12 protein-coding genes and 1 riboswitch are annotated in these 16,327 nt (G+C 55.9%); of the genes, 7 read left to right on the forward strand and 5 right to left on the reverse strand.

Annotated elements, in window-relative coordinates:
* Nucleotides 1-12: 12 nt before the first annotated feature.
* Nucleotides 13-1,215: a DUF1343 domain-containing protein gene (locus EXR70_06970; GenBank protein MSP38216.1), complete on the forward strand. Its 1,203-nt coding sequence runs from the start codon at nucleotides 13-15 to the stop codon at nucleotides 1,213-1,215.
* 693 nt (nucleotides 1,216-1,908) lie between these two features.
* Here the strand turns inward: EXR70_06970 and EXR70_06975 are convergent.
* Nucleotides 1,909-2,904 carry an ABC transporter substrate-binding protein gene (locus tag EXR70_06975; GenBank protein MSP38217.1) on the reverse strand — a complete coding sequence of 332 codons (996 nt, stop codon included), beginning with the start codon at nucleotides 2,902-2,904 and terminating at the stop codon, nucleotides 1,909-1,911.
* Between the two features lie 206 nt (nucleotides 2,905-3,110).
* On the opposite strand from EXR70_06975, the gene EXR70_06980 reads away from it, so the two are divergent.
* The 5 genes from EXR70_06980 to EXR70_07000 all read left to right on the forward strand — a co-directional run bounded on the left by EXR70_06980 (nucleotide 3,111) and on the right by EXR70_07000 (nucleotide 11,911).
* Entirely contained in the window at nucleotides 3,111-3,809 is a 699-nt protein-coding gene (locus tag EXR70_06980; GenBank protein MSP38218.1) for a tetratricopeptide repeat protein, read from the forward strand.
* Nucleotides 3,810-4,137: 328 nt separating this feature from the next.
* Nucleotides 4,138-4,620: an Lrp/AsnC family transcriptional regulator gene (locus EXR70_06985; GenBank protein ID MSP38219.1), complete on the forward strand. Its 483-nt coding sequence runs from the start codon at nucleotides 4,138-4,140 to the stop codon at nucleotides 4,618-4,620.
* Nucleotides 4,621-4,683: 63 nt separating this feature from the next.
* Nucleotides 4,684-9,300, forward strand: a complete 4,617-nt coding sequence (gene gltB / locus EXR70_06990) for a glutamate synthase large subunit (GenBank protein ID MSP38220.1) — start codon at nucleotides 4,684-4,686, stop codon at nucleotides 9,298-9,300.
* Nucleotides 9,301-9,406: 106 nt separating this feature from the next.
* Nucleotides 9,407-10,891: a glutamate synthase subunit beta gene (locus tag EXR70_06995; protein ID MSP38221.1), complete on the forward strand. Its 1,485-nt coding sequence runs from the start codon at nucleotides 9,407-9,409 to the stop codon at nucleotides 10,889-10,891.
* A 230-nt stretch (nucleotides 10,892-11,121) separates the two neighbouring features.
* A riboswitch (cyclic di-GMP riboswitch) is annotated at nucleotides 11,122-11,222 on the forward strand.
* A 209-nt stretch (nucleotides 11,223-11,431) separates the two neighbouring features.
* Nucleotides 11,432-11,911: a hypothetical protein gene (locus EXR70_07000; protein ID MSP38222.1), complete on the forward strand. Its 480-nt coding sequence runs from the start codon at nucleotides 11,432-11,434 to the stop codon at nucleotides 11,909-11,911.
* Between the two features lie 69 nt (nucleotides 11,912-11,980).
* Here EXR70_07000 and EXR70_07005 read toward each other — a convergent pair whose 3' ends face one another.
* From EXR70_07005 to EXR70_07015, 3 genes are read right to left on the reverse strand one after another with little or no spacing between them, the layout of a single operon-like run.
* On the reverse strand, nucleotides 11,981-12,943 hold the full coding sequence (locus tag EXR70_07005; GenBank protein MSP38223.1) for a hypothetical protein: 963 nt from the start codon (nucleotides 12,941-12,943) through the stop codon (nucleotides 11,981-11,983).
* Nucleotides 12,940-13,701 carry an ATP-binding cassette domain-containing protein gene (locus EXR70_07010; protein ID MSP38224.1) on the reverse strand — a complete coding sequence of 254 codons (762 nt, stop codon included), beginning with the start codon at nucleotides 13,699-13,701 and terminating at the stop codon, nucleotides 12,940-12,942. The genes EXR70_07005 and EXR70_07010 overlap by 4 nt, the downstream gene beginning before the upstream one ends.
* Nucleotides 13,702-14,559, reverse strand: coding sequence for an ABC transporter permease (locus tag EXR70_07015; GenBank protein MSP38225.1), 858 nt, complete (start codon nucleotides 14,557-14,559; stop codon nucleotides 13,702-13,704). It abuts the gene before it with no gap.
* A 161-nt stretch (nucleotides 14,560-14,720) separates the two neighbouring features.
* On the opposite strand from EXR70_07015, the gene EXR70_07020 reads away from it, so the two are divergent.
* Nucleotides 14,721-15,806: an alpha/beta hydrolase gene (locus tag EXR70_07020; protein ID MSP38226.1), complete on the forward strand. Its 1,086-nt coding sequence runs from the start codon at nucleotides 14,721-14,723 to the stop codon at nucleotides 15,804-15,806.
* 16 nt (nucleotides 15,807-15,822) lie between these two features.
* Here EXR70_07020 and EXR70_07025 read toward each other — a convergent pair whose 3' ends face one another.
* Complete coding sequence (locus EXR70_07025; protein ID MSP38227.1) at nucleotides 15,823-16,317, reverse strand: hypothetical protein; 495 nt, start codon at nucleotides 16,315-16,317, stop codon at nucleotides 15,823-15,825.
* Nucleotides 16,318-16,327: the final 10 nt, after the last annotated feature.

The following is a 16,327-nucleotide window of genomic DNA, read 5'->3' on the forward strand; positions in this document are numbered from 1 at the left end:
AATAGACTCACGATGAAATTCGGCATCGATCGATTGATAGAAGATTCGGCGTTGCGTAAGCCGCTTGTCGGCAAGCGCGTCGCGCTGCTCGCGCATCCTGCTTCGGTGACGCGCGATTTGACTCACTCTCTCGATGCGTTGGCTGCACTGCCGGGTATCAAGTTGACCGCAGCCTTTGGTCCACAGCATGGGCTGCGCGGCGATAAGCAGGACAACATGGTCGAGTCGGCGGATTTTCACGATCCGGTGCATGGGATTCCAGTCTTTAGCCTCTACGGCGAAGTGCGCCGGCCGACGGCGGCGATGATGGATAGCTTCGATACTCTGCTCGTCGACTTGCAGGATGTCGGCTGTCGCATTTATACCTTCATCACGACCTTGCGCTATGTTCTTGAAGCGGCCGCTCATTTCAAGAAAACGGTTTGGGTACTCGACCGGCCCAATCCTGCGGGCCGGCCGGTGGAAGGTTTGTTGCTCCGTCCGGGATGGGAAAGTTTTGTCGGCGCTGGACCGTTGCCGATGCGTCACGGGATGACCCTCGGGGAATTGACGAGCTGGTTTGTCGAGACTTTGGATCTCAATGTCGATTGCCAAGTCATCAAGATGTCAGGCTGGAATCCCGCGGCCGCTCCAGGCTATGGCTGGCCGTTGGCCGAACGCAGCTGGATCAATCCCAGCCCCAACGCTGCCAATTTATCAATGGCGCGCTGCTACGCTGGTACCGTGATGCTCGAAGGCACGACATTGTCAGAAGGGCGCGGCACGACTCGGCCGCTGGAACTGTTCGGCGCGCCGGACATAGAGCCGCGAAAATTGCTAGCGAAGATGGCAGCGCTGGCGCCCGACTGGCTGCGCGGCTGCCGCCTGCGCGAATGCTGGTTCGAACCGACCTTTCACAAACACGCCGGCAAGCTCTGCGCCGGCATCCAGATCCATGTTGACGATCCGAGCTACGATCACGATCTATTCAAGCCTTGGCGCTTGATGGCGCTGGCGTTCAAAGCGCTGCGCTTGCTGCGGCCGGACTATGAACTGTGGCGCGACTTTCCTTATGAATACGAAAAAGACCGGCTAGCCATTGATGTGATCAGTGGGAGCGAGCTGCTGCGGCGGTGGGTGGATGACGGAGAATCGACACCGGAGGATCTCGAAACAGCAGCGTCGAGTGAAGAGAAACTCTGGGAAGAAGATCGTAGATTGTGTTCGATATATTGAACTGGATGTTGCTTTGATACGCATACCGTTCTTGTCAGTTATTCTTTTCTGGTTTTCTGCATGTGCGGTGGGCGGTGTGGTAAGAATCAGTCGCCCGACATTGGAAGTTAACTCGGAAAGCTCATTCCGCTTGGACGATGACGGGATTTTTCACGTTGGCGATCTATCCCTTTCCATAAAACCGGCTAATGGGCGTGTACCGGTGTTATTTCCGGGACCAGTCTTGCCGATATTCCCAGTCGGTGCAGGGAGCGATGCTACTGGCAGTATGCCATTGAACATAACTTTTTATTTTGAAACGAAGGTGAGTGACTACAGTTTTGAATGGCGTGAGATAATTCTCAGTTACTCCGGCACGACATATGTTCCTGAAGAAGCTGTTGGTCCACTTACTACGTTGGGCTGGTCTCAGGAATTGGAAAGGGTAAAACCTGGGCACAGTTGGACGTGCGTGGGTTTTGGAAACAAGAGGTTTGAAACCGCAACTCCCCCAAGCGCGGCGATCCCTAACAAAGGATGCATCCGACTTCGGTACAATGTGAAGACGCCCAGTCCAGACGATCCATTCGACTTAACGTTAGGCGGCATCAAGAAGTCTGAGCAGTCTGTTGGAGTACCCACCATCGGCTTTAGACCGGGCTCAGCCGCGGGACTATCGTTTATTGGGAATTGACCGAGACTCTGTCCCGTTGTCTATTTTAGCCCCACACTCTTCACAAACCCACTCTCGTCGAATTCTCGCATGACACTGTCATAGAGGATCTCTTCGGCTTTCACATCTTTGACTTTCGGATTATCGCGGGCGGTGAAGTCGATCAGGGTCTTCCAGCCTTTATTCACCGGGTAGGGGACTTTGCTGCGGATTTTCAGAATGTAAACGTCGTAGGCGATTTCTAACAGCTCGTCATCGTTGACGCCGGTGTAGGCCGCCAAGATCTTTTTTGACTGGGCTTTGTTGTCGAGGTTCCACTTGATCGCTTCGAGATAGGCTTTCATGAAGTTGACGACGACGGGCCGTTTGCTCTGCAAATATCTTTTGGTCGTGGCGATACCATTGAACGGAAAATCTTCGCCGAGCTTGGAGACGTCGATCAGTGTGTTGAAGCCTTCGCGCTGCAACATCTTGCCGAAGGAATTGCCCAATCCCATGGTCGCGGCGGAAATCTGTTTCTGCTGCAGCGCCAAGTAAGTTTCGCGCAGGCCGCCGGTGTAAAGAATCTTTACGTCTTTGTCGGGCACCAGGCCGTGGTGGGTGAGGCCGAAGCGCGCCCAGTAGTCGGTGTTGGCGCCGCGGCGGGTAACGCCGAGGGCTTTGCCTTTGAGATCGGCGACGGTTTTGATTTCCGGGCGCGAGATCACCTGCGCGGCCATGCTGTTGATCGTCGTCGCGATGAACGCCATGTCGACGCCTGCGGCTTTGCCAAACAGGGCGGCTGTGCCGCCGATCTGACCGATCTGGATATCGCCGGCGATCATCACTTGCACGATGCGTGTGCTACCGCCCAGATAAACGGTGCTGACATCGAGTCCGTACTTCTCGAATAGATTCACTTTGGCGGCGCTGACCAATGTCCATTCAGCCGGGCTGATCGACGAATATCCCGCCACCAATTTCTCTGCTGCTCCGCTATTTCGCCCAAGCGCGACGACGGCGGTTAACATCGAGAGAAATATCGATAGATTTTTCATCAATTAGTTACTCCTAACGTTGGTCCGACACTTCGCTACTATCAAAGGATCGAGAGGTCGGTCAATTGTTTTCGCCGTTTAAGATTTGCTGTCGGGCCGCGACGCCTTGTTTATCTGTTGCCACCGGTGATTCGCCCATTTGGGCGCTTGCGATAGAGAAGGGTTTCTTGAATTGCGTTCCGCTCTTGGGAGTTCCGAGGCGAACTATGTCTTGGTATTTGCATTGCTCTATAGCTTTGTCCATGAGCAACACCGACAAGAAAACACTGGCATTGGCATCGGCTGAACCGGCACAAGACACCGAAGGATTGCTGTTGGATCGACTCAAAAACAGTAAGTCGGACGAAGACTATTTTCGTTGGATGCTTTTCGTTGTCGGTTTCTACCGCGGTGTCAATAAGATCGACTCGGCGATCAATTTGCTCGAAGGCTATATCCGGATGAACAAGAATCCCGAGCAATCGGCCCATTGCCACTTAGCCCTGGGACAGATCGCCACCGACGAGCAACGAGTCGAGGCGGCGCTGAAGCATTTTACCGCGGCGTTGGAGCTAGCGCCGACGAAGCGCAAAGTCAGTTATGTTTTACATAACAACATCGGCTATTGCCTGAATAGTTTGGGACGATTTACCGAGGGTGAGAAACATTGCCGGCGTGCCATCGAGATGGACTGGGTGCGGGCCAGCGGTTACCGCAATCTGGGCATGAGTCTACAGGGTCAGGGCGACCTGACCGGTGCGGTTTGGGCGCTCGCCGAAGCGGTCAAGGCCGATAGCGCCGACAATCGCGCCCGCATCGTGCTCGACAAATTGCTGGTGAAGAATCCCAAGCTAGGCATTCAATGCCCCTGGGCAACTGAGTCGCTAGCCACTGGTAAGGATTCGGCCGAACTGCCGCTCATGTGAGGCCCATGAATTTCGCTTTACTCCGTTCCTAAGCCCCCTGACCGAAGCGCATTCGCCCCGCGCTTGCTGTCACACACTCCGGGAGCCGCCTGACACGGCTTCCGGAGTCTTCCCTTGCTCCTATTCAATCTTCTAGTTATCGCCGTCTTACAGCTAAATATCTCGGCCGATTCTTCTCTTGCAGGGCGGCTCTGCAAGGCTGTTCTCTTATGCTCCTTGATCGTCGGATTGGTTGGTAAAACTTCCTTGACCATAGTTGACAATTTTTATTGACGATGACATATGAAGATTAGCTAAAGTAACTCTCAGACCTAATTTAATTAACTTGATTGACCAAATAGATTTAAAAATTCTTTCTATTCTGCAAAATAACGGTAGAACTCGTCTGGCCGATATCGCCGACGAGGTGGAGTTGTCCGCTCCCGCCGTTATGGAGCGAGTGAAGAAGCTCGAAGCGAGCGGCGTGATCAAAGGTTATCAGGCTCTCGTCGATGGCAAGAAGGTCGGTAAAGATATTACCGCTTTCATTGGCGTTTCCATCGGTAATCAGCGGGATATCGATCAGTTCGCGATCCAGATCTTGAGCTATCGGGATGTGTTGGAATGTCATCATGTGACCGGCGACGAAAGCTTCATTCTGAAAGTTAAGTCGGGGAATACCGGTTCGCTGGAAAAGTTGCTGGGACAAATTCGCTCCGTGGAGGGGGTGACGCGGACGGTGACCAAGATCGTTTTGTCGACGGCGAAGGAATCTCAGGCGCTCGAACTGGACGCAGGGTTGGCCGAGAACGTCAGCGCCAAGAAAAAGTAACCATTCAAATCTCAGCATTTCGGATATTCAGAGTTTGCGCAAGTAAGTATGAAGGGTAGTTCCATGAAGCAGCTAAATCAGCGCAGTCCGGCTGGCGTGCCGAAGAAACAAGGGCTTTACGATCCACGCTTCGAGCATGATGCTTGCGGCGTCGGCTTCGTGGTCAATATCAAAGGTGAAAAGTCCCATGAGATCGTCGACCAGGCGCTGACGGTGCTGCAAAATCTCGATCATCGCGGCGCCTGCGGTTGCGAGGAGAATACCGGCGATGGCGCCGGCATCTTGATGCAAATTCCCCATGCGTTTCTAAAAGACGCCTGTTCCGGCCTCGGATTCCAGTTGCCCGACCCTGGCGAATATGGTGTCGGAATGATTTTCTCCATCGACCATCGCGAGCAGCGTCAGCAATTTGAAAAAATCCTCGAAAGCATTATCGCCGAGGAAGGTCAGACATGTCTCGGTTGGCGCAAAGTGCCTACCGACAATATGTATCTCGGCGAAACCGCCAAGGCGTCTGAACCGTTCGTGCGTCAAGTGTTTATTGGCCGGGCTGAGGCGATCACCGACGATCTTGCCTTCGAGCGAAAGCTCTTCGTGATTCGCCGGCGCGCCGAGAACGCGATTCGTTATGCCGGCTTGCCTGGCGGCGAATATTTCTACGTGCCGAGTATGTCGTGCCGCACGCTGATCTACAAAGGCATGCTGACGCCGCGCCAAGTGGCGACGTTTTATCCCGATCTCTCCGATCCACTGATCGAGTCGGCCATCGCCTTGGTTCACTCACGCTTCAGCACCAACACGTTTCCTAGCTGGGGCCGGGCCCATCCCTATCGCTACTTGATTCACAACGGCGAGATCAACACGCTGCGGGGCAACGAGAACTGGATGCACGCGCGCCAAGGCATGTTGGCATCGCAAATGTTCGGCGACGATTTAAAAAAACTGTTTCCGATCATCCAAGAAGACGGCAGCGATTCGACCAAGTTCGACAACTGTCTGGAATTTCTCGCCTTGAGCGGCCGGTCGTTGCCCCATGCGGTGATGATGATGATTCCCGAACCCTGGGAAAATCATGAGAGTATGGATGCGAAAAAGCGCGCCTTCTATGAATATCACAGCAGCTTGATGGAACCTTGGGACGGTCCGGCGTCGATCGCCTTTACCGACGGCACGGTGGTCGGCGCGGTGCTCGACCGTAACGGCTTGCGCCCGTCGCGCTACTACGTGACCAAGGACGATCTGGTGATCATGGCTTCGGAAGTGGGCGTGCTCGACGTGCCGGCGGAGCGGGTGCTGGAAAAACGCCGCTTGCAGCCCGGCCGGATGTTTCTCGTCGATACGAAAGAAGGGCGGATCATCAGCGACGATGAGATCAAGCAAGAGATGGCGTCCGCCGAGCCTTACGCCAGCTGGCTGAAAGAAAATCTCGTTCACTTCGACGATTTGCCCGCGGTTGCCGAGCAAGTGCCGCAGATCGATCACCACGCGACGCTGCAACGCTTGCAGACCTTCGGTTACAACTTCGAAGATCTGCGCGTCAATATCGGTCCCATGGCGCAGAACAATATTCAGCCGGTGGGGTCCATGGGTACAGACACGCCGTTGGCGGTGCTGTCGGACAAGCCGCAGCTGCTCTACAACTATTTCAAAGAGCTGTTCGCCCAGGTGACCAATCCGCCCATCGATCCGATCCGCGAGGAACTGATCACTTCGACGACGTTGACCATCGGCACCGAAGGCAACCTCGTCGATCCCAATCCGCAGAGTTGCCGGCAGCTGCGCTTGCACGATCCGATTCTGCGCGACTCGGACATGATCAAGCTCCGGCAAATCGATCAACCGGGCATCAAGTCGACGACCCTGCCGATTCTTTTCAATCCCACCGCCGGCAAAGCGGGTTTGGAGCGCGCGTTGAACGAATTGTTTGCCGCCGCCGACCAAGCGATTGCCAGTGGAGCGACGATTTTGATTCTTTCCGACAAGGGCGTCGACCGCGAACATGCGCCGATCCCGGCGCTGTTGGCGTCGGCCGGGTTGCATCATCATTTGATTCGCCGCGGCACGCGCACCCGAGTGGGTCTGGTGTTGGAATCCGGCGAGCCGCGCGAGGTGCATCACTTCTGTCTGCTGCTGGGCTACGGCGTGCAGGCGATCAATCCCTATTTGGTTTACGAATGTCTCAACGACATGATCGCTGAGGGCTTGCTCAAGGACATTACTTATCCCGACGCCGTCAAAGGCTACGACCGCGCGGTTTACAAGGGCGTCGTCAAGGTGATGGCCAAGATGGGCATCTCGACGATCAAGTCCTACTGCGGCGCGCAAATTTTCGAGGCGGTGGGTCTCGGTCATGAGTTGATCGATAAATATTTCTCGTGGACACCGTCGCGGGTCGGCGGCATCGGCTTGGCCGAGGTTGCCCAGGAAGCGGCGCAGCAACATGCGCGCGCCTATCCGAACTATCCGCTCAACGGCCATACCTTGGAAGTGTACGGTCAGTATCAGTATCGCAAAGATGGCGAACTGCATCTGTTCAATCCGCGCACGATCCATTTGCTTCAGAAGTCTTGCCGTAACAACGATTACCGTTCGTTCAAAGAGTACACCCAACTGATTGACGATCAGTCCGAGCGCATGGCGACGCTGCGCGGTTTGATGGAATTGAAATACGCCGCGGAGCCGATTCCACTCGACGAAGTGGAGCCGGTGGACGTCATCGTTAAACGCTTCAAGACCGGCGCCATGTCTTATGGTTCAATCAGTAAAGAAGCCCACGAAGCGCTCGCCATCGCGATGAACCGCTTAGGCGGTAAGAGCAACACCGGCGAAGGCGGTGAAGATCCGGCGCGCTACGTGCTCGAAGCCAACGGCGATTCGAAAAATAGCGCGATCAAGCAAGTCGCATCGGGCCGTTTCGGCGTGACCAGTTATTATCTCACCCAAGCGCGGGAAATTCAGATCAAGATGGCCCAGGGCGCCAAGCCAGGAGAAGGCGGCGAGTTACCCGGCCGAAAAGTTTATCCGTGGATCGCCAAAGTGCGTCACTCGACGCCGGGCGTCGGTTTGATCTCGCCGCCGCCCCATCATGACATTTACTCCATCGAAGATTTGGCCCAACTGATTCACGATCTTAAAAATGCCAATCACTATGCGCGCATCAGCGTTAAACTAGTTTCTGAGATTGGCGTTGGGACCATTGCTGCGGGCGTCGCCAAAGGCCACGCCGACGTGGTGCTGATCAGCGGCCATGACGGCGGCACCGGCGCGTCGCCGCAGACCAGTATCAAACATGCCGGCTTGCCGTGGGAATTGGGCTTGGCGGAAACTCATCAGACTTTGCTGCTCAACAATTTGCGCAGCCGCATCGCGGTAGAGACCGACGGTCAGTTGAAAACCGGCCGCGACGTCGTGATTGCCGCCTTGCTCGGCGCCGAAGAGTTTGGCTTTGCCACTACTGCTTTGGTCACACTCGGCTGCATCATGATGCGTGTTTGCCATCTCGATACCTGCCCGGTGGGTGTGGCGACGCAGAATCCTGAGCTGCGCAAGAAATTCGCCGGCGATCCCGCCAGCGTCGTCAACTTCATGCGCTTCATCGCCCAAGAAATGCGCGAGCATATGGCCAAGCTCGGCGTGCGCACGATCAACGAAATGGTCGGCCGCACCGACAAGGTCGAAATGCGTCAGGCGGTGGAGCATTGGAAAGCTAAGGGCCTCGACTACTCGGCGATCTTTTATCAACCTGACGTCGGTCCGGAAGTCGGACGGTATTGTCAGATTCCGCAGAATCACGGTTTGGAAAACGCTCTCGACAATCAGGTGCTGCTCGACTTAGCCGCGCCGGCGTTGGAGCGCAAGGAAAAGGTCAAAGCGACGCTCGACATCCGCAACACCAATCGGGTCGTCGGCACGATTCTCGGCAGTGAAGTGACGCGCCGTCATGGGCCGCAAGGTTTGCCCGAAGACACCATCCATTTTCACTTTCAGGGATCGGCGGGGCAAAGCTTTGGCGCGTTCATACCGCCGGGTATGACGCTGGAGCTGGAAGGCGATGCCAATGATTATTTCGGCAAAGGTTTGTCCGGCGGCAAAGTGGTTTTGTATCCGCCCGAAGGCTCGACCTTCATGCCAGAGGAAAACATCATCGTCGGCAACGTCGCCTTCTACGGCGCCACCAATGGTGAAGCCTATATTCGCGGCATGGCTGGCGAACGGTTCGGCGTGCGCAATAGCGGCGTGCGCGCGGTGGTCGAAGGGGTTGGCGATCATGCTTGCGAATACATGACCGGCGGCCGGGTCGTGGTCATCGGCAAGACTGGGCGCAATTTTGCCGCCGGCATGTCCGGCGGTGTCGCCTACGTTTTGGATGAAGACGGCACGTTTAAGAACCGCTGTAACTATGAAACCGTCGGCTTGGAGCCCTTGGACGATCGCGACTGGTTGGAAGTGGAAGAGATGTTGAAGCGCCACGCGGTTTACACTCGTAGCGCCAGAGCGTGGCAGCTCTTGGCGCTGCGCCAAGAGACCGCCGGCAAATTCGTCAAAGTGATGCCGCGGGATTACCGCCGCGTCTTGGAAGCGTTGCAGGATGCCGAGACCCGAGGTTTGGTCGGCGACGACGCTTTGATGGCGGCGTTTGAAGCCAACAAGAACGACGCGTCGCGGGTGAGCGGCAACTAATACTCTTACGCGGGATTAGAGTTTTTAGTTTTGAGTGTTGAGTTTTTAGTTGAGTCGAAATTCACAACTCAACTTACCAGAGCCGATAGAAAGAGAAGATCGAGAGATGGGTAAGCCGACTGGATTCATGGAGTTCGAACGCGAACTGCCGGGCGATCGTTCGCCGCTGGAGCGGGTGAAAGACTGGCACGAGTTTCACGAACATTTCGCCGAATCGAAGTTGCAACAGCAGGGCGCGCGCTGTATGGACTGCGGCATTCCGTTCTGCCATACCGGCCAGCTGATCAGCGGCATGGCGTCGGGCTGCCCGGTCAACAATTTAATTCCCGAGTGGAACGATTTGGTTTATCGCGGCTTATGGAAAGAAGCTCTAGCGCGTTTACACAAGACCAATAATTTCCCTGAATTCACCGGCAGGGTCTGTCCGGCGCCCTGCGAAGGTTCCTGCGTATTGGGGCTCAACGAACTGCCGGTGACGATTAAAAATATCGAAGCGGCGATCATCGACAACGGCTTCAAGCAAGGCTGGGTCACGGCCGAGCCACCGGAAAAGCGCACGGGAAAAAAAATCGCCGTCGTCGGCTCGGGCCCTTCGGGTTTGGCGTGCGCCGCGCAGCTCAATCGAGCCGGCCATCTGGTGACCGTGTACGAGCGCGCCGATAGGATTGGCGGCCTGCTCATGTACGGCATCCCGAACATGAAGCTCGACAAACAATTCGTTAAGCGGCGCGTCGACCTGATGGCCGCGGAAGGCGTCACGTTCGTCACCAACGCGCATATCGGTGTCGATCTGCCGGCAGCGCAGTTGATCAACAACTTCGATGCCGTGGTGATCTGCACCGGCGCGACCAAGGCGCGCGATCTGCCGATTCCCGGTCGGGATCTCAAGGGGATTCATCTGGCGATGGATTTTCTCCGCGCCAATACCAAGAGCCTGCTCGACTCCCAACATAAGGGTGGCAATTTCATTTCAGCAAAAGATAAGCATGTCATCGTTGTTGGTGGTGGCGATACCGGCACCGATTGTGTCGGCACTTCCATGCGCCATGGCTGCAAAAGCTTGACCCAGTTAGAAATCCTGCCGCGTCCCGCGGACACGCGGCAAGCCGACAACCCCTGGCCAGAATGGCCCAAGGTCTACAAGCTCGACTACGGCCAAGAAGAAGTTGCCGCGCGCTTCGGCGCCGATCCACGGGTCTATCTCACCACCGGTGAAAAATTCGTCGGCGATGACCACGGCAACGTCAAGGAAATGCATGTCTACGATGTTGAGTGGGCCAAAAACGAGCAAGGCGCGTTTATTCCTAAACGAGTGGGAGGATCGGACAAGGTTCTCAAGGCCGATCTGGTGCTGCTCGCCATGGGCTTTCTCGGCCCCGAGGATTCAGTGCTTTCGCAGCTCGGTGTCGAACGGGATTCGCGCTCCAATGCTAAAGCCGAACATGGACAATTCACGACAAACATACGCGGCGTCTTCGCCGCCGGCGACTGCCGGCGCGGCCAGAGCCTGGTCGTTTGGGCGATCAACGAAGGGCGTGGCGCCGCCCGTGAGTGCGATCGTTATCTGATGGGTGCTAGCGGTTTGCCTTGATCGTTTGCTGGCCTTTTTGGAAATCGCAAACTGTTTTCGATCTCGGAATTTTCATCCTAATTACGTCTCCTTTCTTTTAACCTCTGTCTAAACTGACCGGAGCGGCTGTCATCGCTGACAGCATCGCGCCGGTTTGGCTTAGCCTTTGTGAGTGTTATCGATCACTTCTTAACCGTCCAATACCTGGCATCGCCATTGCTTTACCATCTCCGTAGCGAATTGAGTCAGTCGCCTGAAAAAGCCAAACTCTCCGTGAGGGGAGGGCGGAAAGCCACGGATCAGATCACTACGGCCAAGTGCCGTAACCTAGTCTGACTGCCGAGCTGCCAAAAGCGATGCCCCCGGAAGCAAGCTTGGCAGTGAAGGAGTCAGATGATGAAACAGAATACTGCGGGACATAGCGGATCTTTCGAATCTCTCCCAGTTGGGTTAGTCGACGAAAGTTCTTCCTCTCAGGGGTTGGAGTCATCTCAAGCTGCGATGTTTCGGACGCTCGGGCAAGTTCTGGAAAAGCATCGTTGCTCGAGTTTCGAACTCCGAGTGGAAAATGCTGATTACCTGATCAAGGGAAAAATTCCGCCGGTGGTGCAGCAACAACCGAAGCCGTCGTTGCTCCGTTCGGTTCGCGATCTATTCAGCAAGCCGCCGGCGCCCGCCATAGCGGAAAAGACCAACAATGAAATCGAGTTGCGCTTCTCGCCAAACGAGCTCCAAGCTTTGGCCGCGAGAGTGCGCGCTGATCGAAAACCTGCTCCCGAATCGCCGGATCCACACAGCGTCTCTCAGCTGCTGCGCGGCATCGGTTGCCACCTCGACAAACGGCGTGATTGTCTATTGGTCAGCCTCGCCGTCGAAGACCGATGGGTGACGATCGTATCGCGTAACCGCGCCGGTGAGCTGCAGAAGACTCAACAGGACCTCGAGTATTTTTATAATCTTTGGGTCAAGATGTACTTGCAGCGCGGCGACCGGCCGAACGAGACGCTACACAGCGATCCGACCTTCTGCGTGCCGCGTTAATCAAAGAAACTACTAGCTAAACGCTCAACTGCCGCGGCGACTTCAGCGCCGCGGCAGTTTCTTATTAAGCTATTTGATCCAGAGATTATTGAGATCGCCGATGCTCGGAAGCAAGCCGAGGCCGATGCCCGATTGCAAGATTTTATTTTGCGACTGAAAAAAATTGTCACCCCATTTATCGGCGAAGTTATCCTTGTTTACCTTGATGCCGGCGGTGATTTCCTCGGCACTGCTGAGATTGAAAAATTCCTTTGCTTTGCTTTTGAAGTACTCTTCGTCTTGTCCCTTCTTAATCATCTGCACAGCGTCGGCGTAGGCGCTGCGCAGGGCTTTGACCAGCGCCGGCTGTTTCTCGACGGTCTCTTTCAACATGCCGATGGTGGATTTGAGCGGCGGCGAGCCAAAGATTTCTTCGAGCGCAATATCGAAATCCACCAGCACGCGGTAGCGGCCGGACATCACCATGCGCGTGACGTGGGGTTCGAACATGTTGATCGCCTCGACGTCGCCACGCTCGAGTAAAGCGATCAGCGCGCCGGTTTCCGCGGGGATCGACTGAAAGTCTTTTTCGAGATCGAGCTTCTGCTCCTTGGCGATCACCGCGGAGAAAAAGAATGCACCGGTGACTCGGGCGAAGTTGCCGATTTTTTTGCCCTTCAAATCGGCGAAGGTTTTGTACGGCGCGTCTTTCTTAACCACCCAGGAATTGCCCGACCAAATTTGCGGCAGGATCAGACGAATATCCGTGCCGCTCTTCACCAAGTTCACCGCCGTGCTTGGCTGCATGGAGCTGGCGATGGCGCGGCCGAGCTTCACCGCGTTGGCCGCTTCGGTGAAGTCCATCAACATGTTGGTGATCTTGATGCCGTACTTGAGGTCGAGGCCTTTGTTTTCGATCATCGCGGCGATATAGCCGGATTGGCCCGCGGCGCTGGTGGCGAGGTTGATCGCTTGGGGCGCTTGGCCGGCGTGTGTCGATCCGACCGCCAACAGAGTTGCAAGCGCGGCTCTGAGAAATAATTTGGTTTTCATAATTCACCTTCCTCCTTGAGTGTCACTTTGGTTTCGAGTTCGGCGGCGAAGCCATAAATGTCCGGCCCCCATTGCCGTGGTGTCGGGAGCGGATTGGTCACGTAGGCGTCTAAAGTTGCGGGCCGGCGTGTCAGGGTGACGACATAGTCGCTCATGTAGGCGGCCTCGGCCAGGTTGTGGGTGACGAACAGAACCGTGCGGTGCAACTGCTCGCACAAGCGTCGCGTGGTTTGGCGCAATTGCCGCGCGGTCAATTCGTCGACGCTGGCGAAGGGTTCGTCCATTAACACCAAATCGGATTCGATCGCCAAGGCGCGCGCCAGACCGACCCGTTGGCGTTGGCCGCCGGAAAGATAAAGCGGAAACTGGTTGAGGTATTCTTCCAAGCCGACCATCTGTAAATATTTCTTCACTCGTTCTTGCCACTGCGCTTCAGGGACGTCGGCGCCTTTGAGCGCCAAGCGCAGGTTGTCGCCGACGGTTTTCCACGGCAGCAGGCGCGGGCTTTGAAAGACGTAGCCGATCAGCGGCCGCTCTTGTGTTTTGCCGCCGTCGACGAATTTCAATTCGCCGCGGTCGAGCCGTTCCAACCCGACGATGGAATTAAGCAACGTCGACTTGCCGCAACCGGAGGGCCCGATCAACACCGTGACCGAGCCTTCACGCGCTTTGAACGACAAACGGTCGATGACTTTGAAGGGCTGGCCATCTTCGCGGTGAAACCACTTCTCGATATTTTCCACGACGAGTTCGGCCATCTAGCGTCTCCAGACGTCGATCTTGGGGCGCCACGCCGTCAAACGGCGCTCGGCGAGATTGATGGCGCCGTATTCGATGACGATCATGGCGACGACGAAGGTGAGCGTCCAGGCGATGACGCCTTCCATGTTGAACACTTGGTAGGACTTCATCACCTGATAGCCGACGCCGTTGCTGGTGCCGAACATCTCGACCACCACGACGACTTTCCAAGCCAAGCCCAAGCCGTAGCGAGTGGCGGCGAAAATATTCGGCACCAGCTGCGGCAAGATCACCTGGGTGATTTTCATCGCTTTGGTGAAATGAAAAACATGGCTCATGTCCATGAGATCTTTGTCCAAGGACTTCACGCCGGCCCAGATGTTGATCACCAGCATGGGAAAGGTCGTCACGGCTACGGCGAAATAGGAAGCGAACTCGTTGATGCCGAATAGCATGACGGCGATGAGCGCCCACATGAGCCCGGGAATGGTCAGCCCCAACACTACCAACGGCTGAAAAAAATGTTCGCCCATCCGCACCGTGCCCATGTAGATGCCGACGGCGATGCTGAAGCCCATCGCCACGGTAGCGCCGACGAAAACCCGGCGCAGGCTTTGATACATGTGAAAGAAAAACGTGCCGTCGGAAAGTAAGCGGATCGCTTCGTTGACCGTGCTCTGCGGGCTCGGCAGCAGGCGTGGATAAATCAGATAAAGCGTCCACCAAATCGCGATCACGCTTGAGACCGCCAACACCGGCGGTAGCACGCGGGTCAAAAAATCGCGCCCCGCCGAATTATAAACAGGAAGCGATTCGGCTCCGGCGATGGCTGCGTGGCCGCTTAAAGAAGCTTGGCTATCGGATTCACTGGCCATGATTCATTACTGCAATAGAACCGCGCTTGAAGTCAATCGCTAGCGATGACTTACGCCGGGGCAATGTTGACTTGGCGTTCAGCGCCGATTAGTTTCGCAGCAAGCGAATCAATGTCTACATTGGAGGCCCGAACATGGCAGGTGAATTCGGCCCGCGGCCGATGAGCGAAGTGAAAGAAGAACTGCTCGATCGAGCCAAGGGCAACCGCAATCCATTTCTTTATACGATCTACGCTGAAGTGGCGCCGGTAATTCACGGACTTAAATCCGTCGACCGGGAGGATTGGGCCAAAGCGTTCAGCGCTCTCGCGGCGCCCCATGAAGAGCGCGCGGCTCAAGCGGAAGCGGCGGGCGACGCGGCGACGGCGCGCCGAGAATATTTGATCGCCTACGATTGCTATCACGTGGCGCGCTATCCGGCGCCCAACTCGCCGGGGAAGCTAGAGGCTTACAGAAAGTCTCAGGAAAATTTTCTCAAAGCCGCGCGTTACTTCGATCTGCCATTGGAGCGCGTCGAGATGCCATTCAAAGGACAAGCCAGTGAAGGCACTTCCGCCTTCGGTCTTTTGCGCAAACCGAAAGGCGTGGCCAAAGCACCGGTCGTGATGTTGTGGGGCGGCATCGATGCGTTTAAAGAAGAGCGGCCGAGCGACCACTATCTCGCGGCAGGAATGGCGACGTTGGCGATCGACATGCCCGGCGTCGCCGATGCGCCGATTGCCGGTTCGGAAAATGGCGAGCGGTTGTGGAACGCGTTTTTCGATTTCATCGCCAGCCGTGCCGACTTGGACGCCGGCCGCGTCGGCATGCACGGCGGCAGCACCGGCGGCTACTGGGCGACCAAGGTTGCCCATACCCACGCGCACCGTTTGCGTGCTGTGGTCAACCAAGGCGGACCGGCACACTTCGCTTTTCAAAAAGACTGGATCGTCAAGGCGCAGCGCGGTGAGTATCCTTTTGAATTGGCAGAAACTTTGGCTTGCGCCTTCGGCCGTTCCAGCGCCGAAGAGTGGATCGAGTACGCGCCCAAGCTGTCGCTGCTTGATCGAGGCCTCCTCGACAAGCCCTGCGCGCCGCTCTTGTGTGTCAATGGCGTCAACGACAGCGTCTTTCCGATTGCCGATATGTATTTGCTACTCGAACATGGCAAACCGAAATCGGCACGCTTCTACGCCGGCGGCCACATGGGTGGCGGCGATTCGCAGTCGGTGATCGTTCAGTGGTTGAAGCAGCAACTGTCGATGTGACGCTGCTCGCTCGGCGTTAACGGAGATTTTGCTGCTGGTGGCGGAGATTTTCTAAATCCCGCTGTAGCTGATTGCGCTGGATCTGCTCTTGCAGCGAACGAATCTGCTGCTGACGTTGCAGCTCGTTGATCTGTTGCTGGCGGCGCAGCGAGTCGGTCTCGCGTTGAATGCGGTTAATCTGTTGTTCGGTTTGCAAGCGTTGCAGCTGCTGGTCGTTCTTAATTTGATCGAGCTGTTGTTGAATCTGTCCCGCCTCCGGTCTTTGCGGCTGAGACGGATCGAGTTTTTGCTGGGTGATCCGATCCAAATCCTGTTGCGAGCGCTGTAACTGTTGGTCGCGTTTCAAATTATCGAGTTGCTCGTTGGCTTTAAGTTCTTTTGCTTTTTCTTCCTGGCGCGCTTTGGTTTGTTCGCGCAGTATTTCATCGAGTTGATCGGCGGCGGCATAGAGTTCACCCGTGCCGTTCCCAGTTGTGATGATCGCAGCGAGGAAAATGATTGTAGCTTTCATGAATGTTCCC

It is taken from the genome of Deltaproteobacteria bacterium (genome assembly GCA_009692615.1).
Classification (GTDB): Bacteria; Desulfobacterota; Binatia; order UBA9968; family UBA9968; genus DP-20.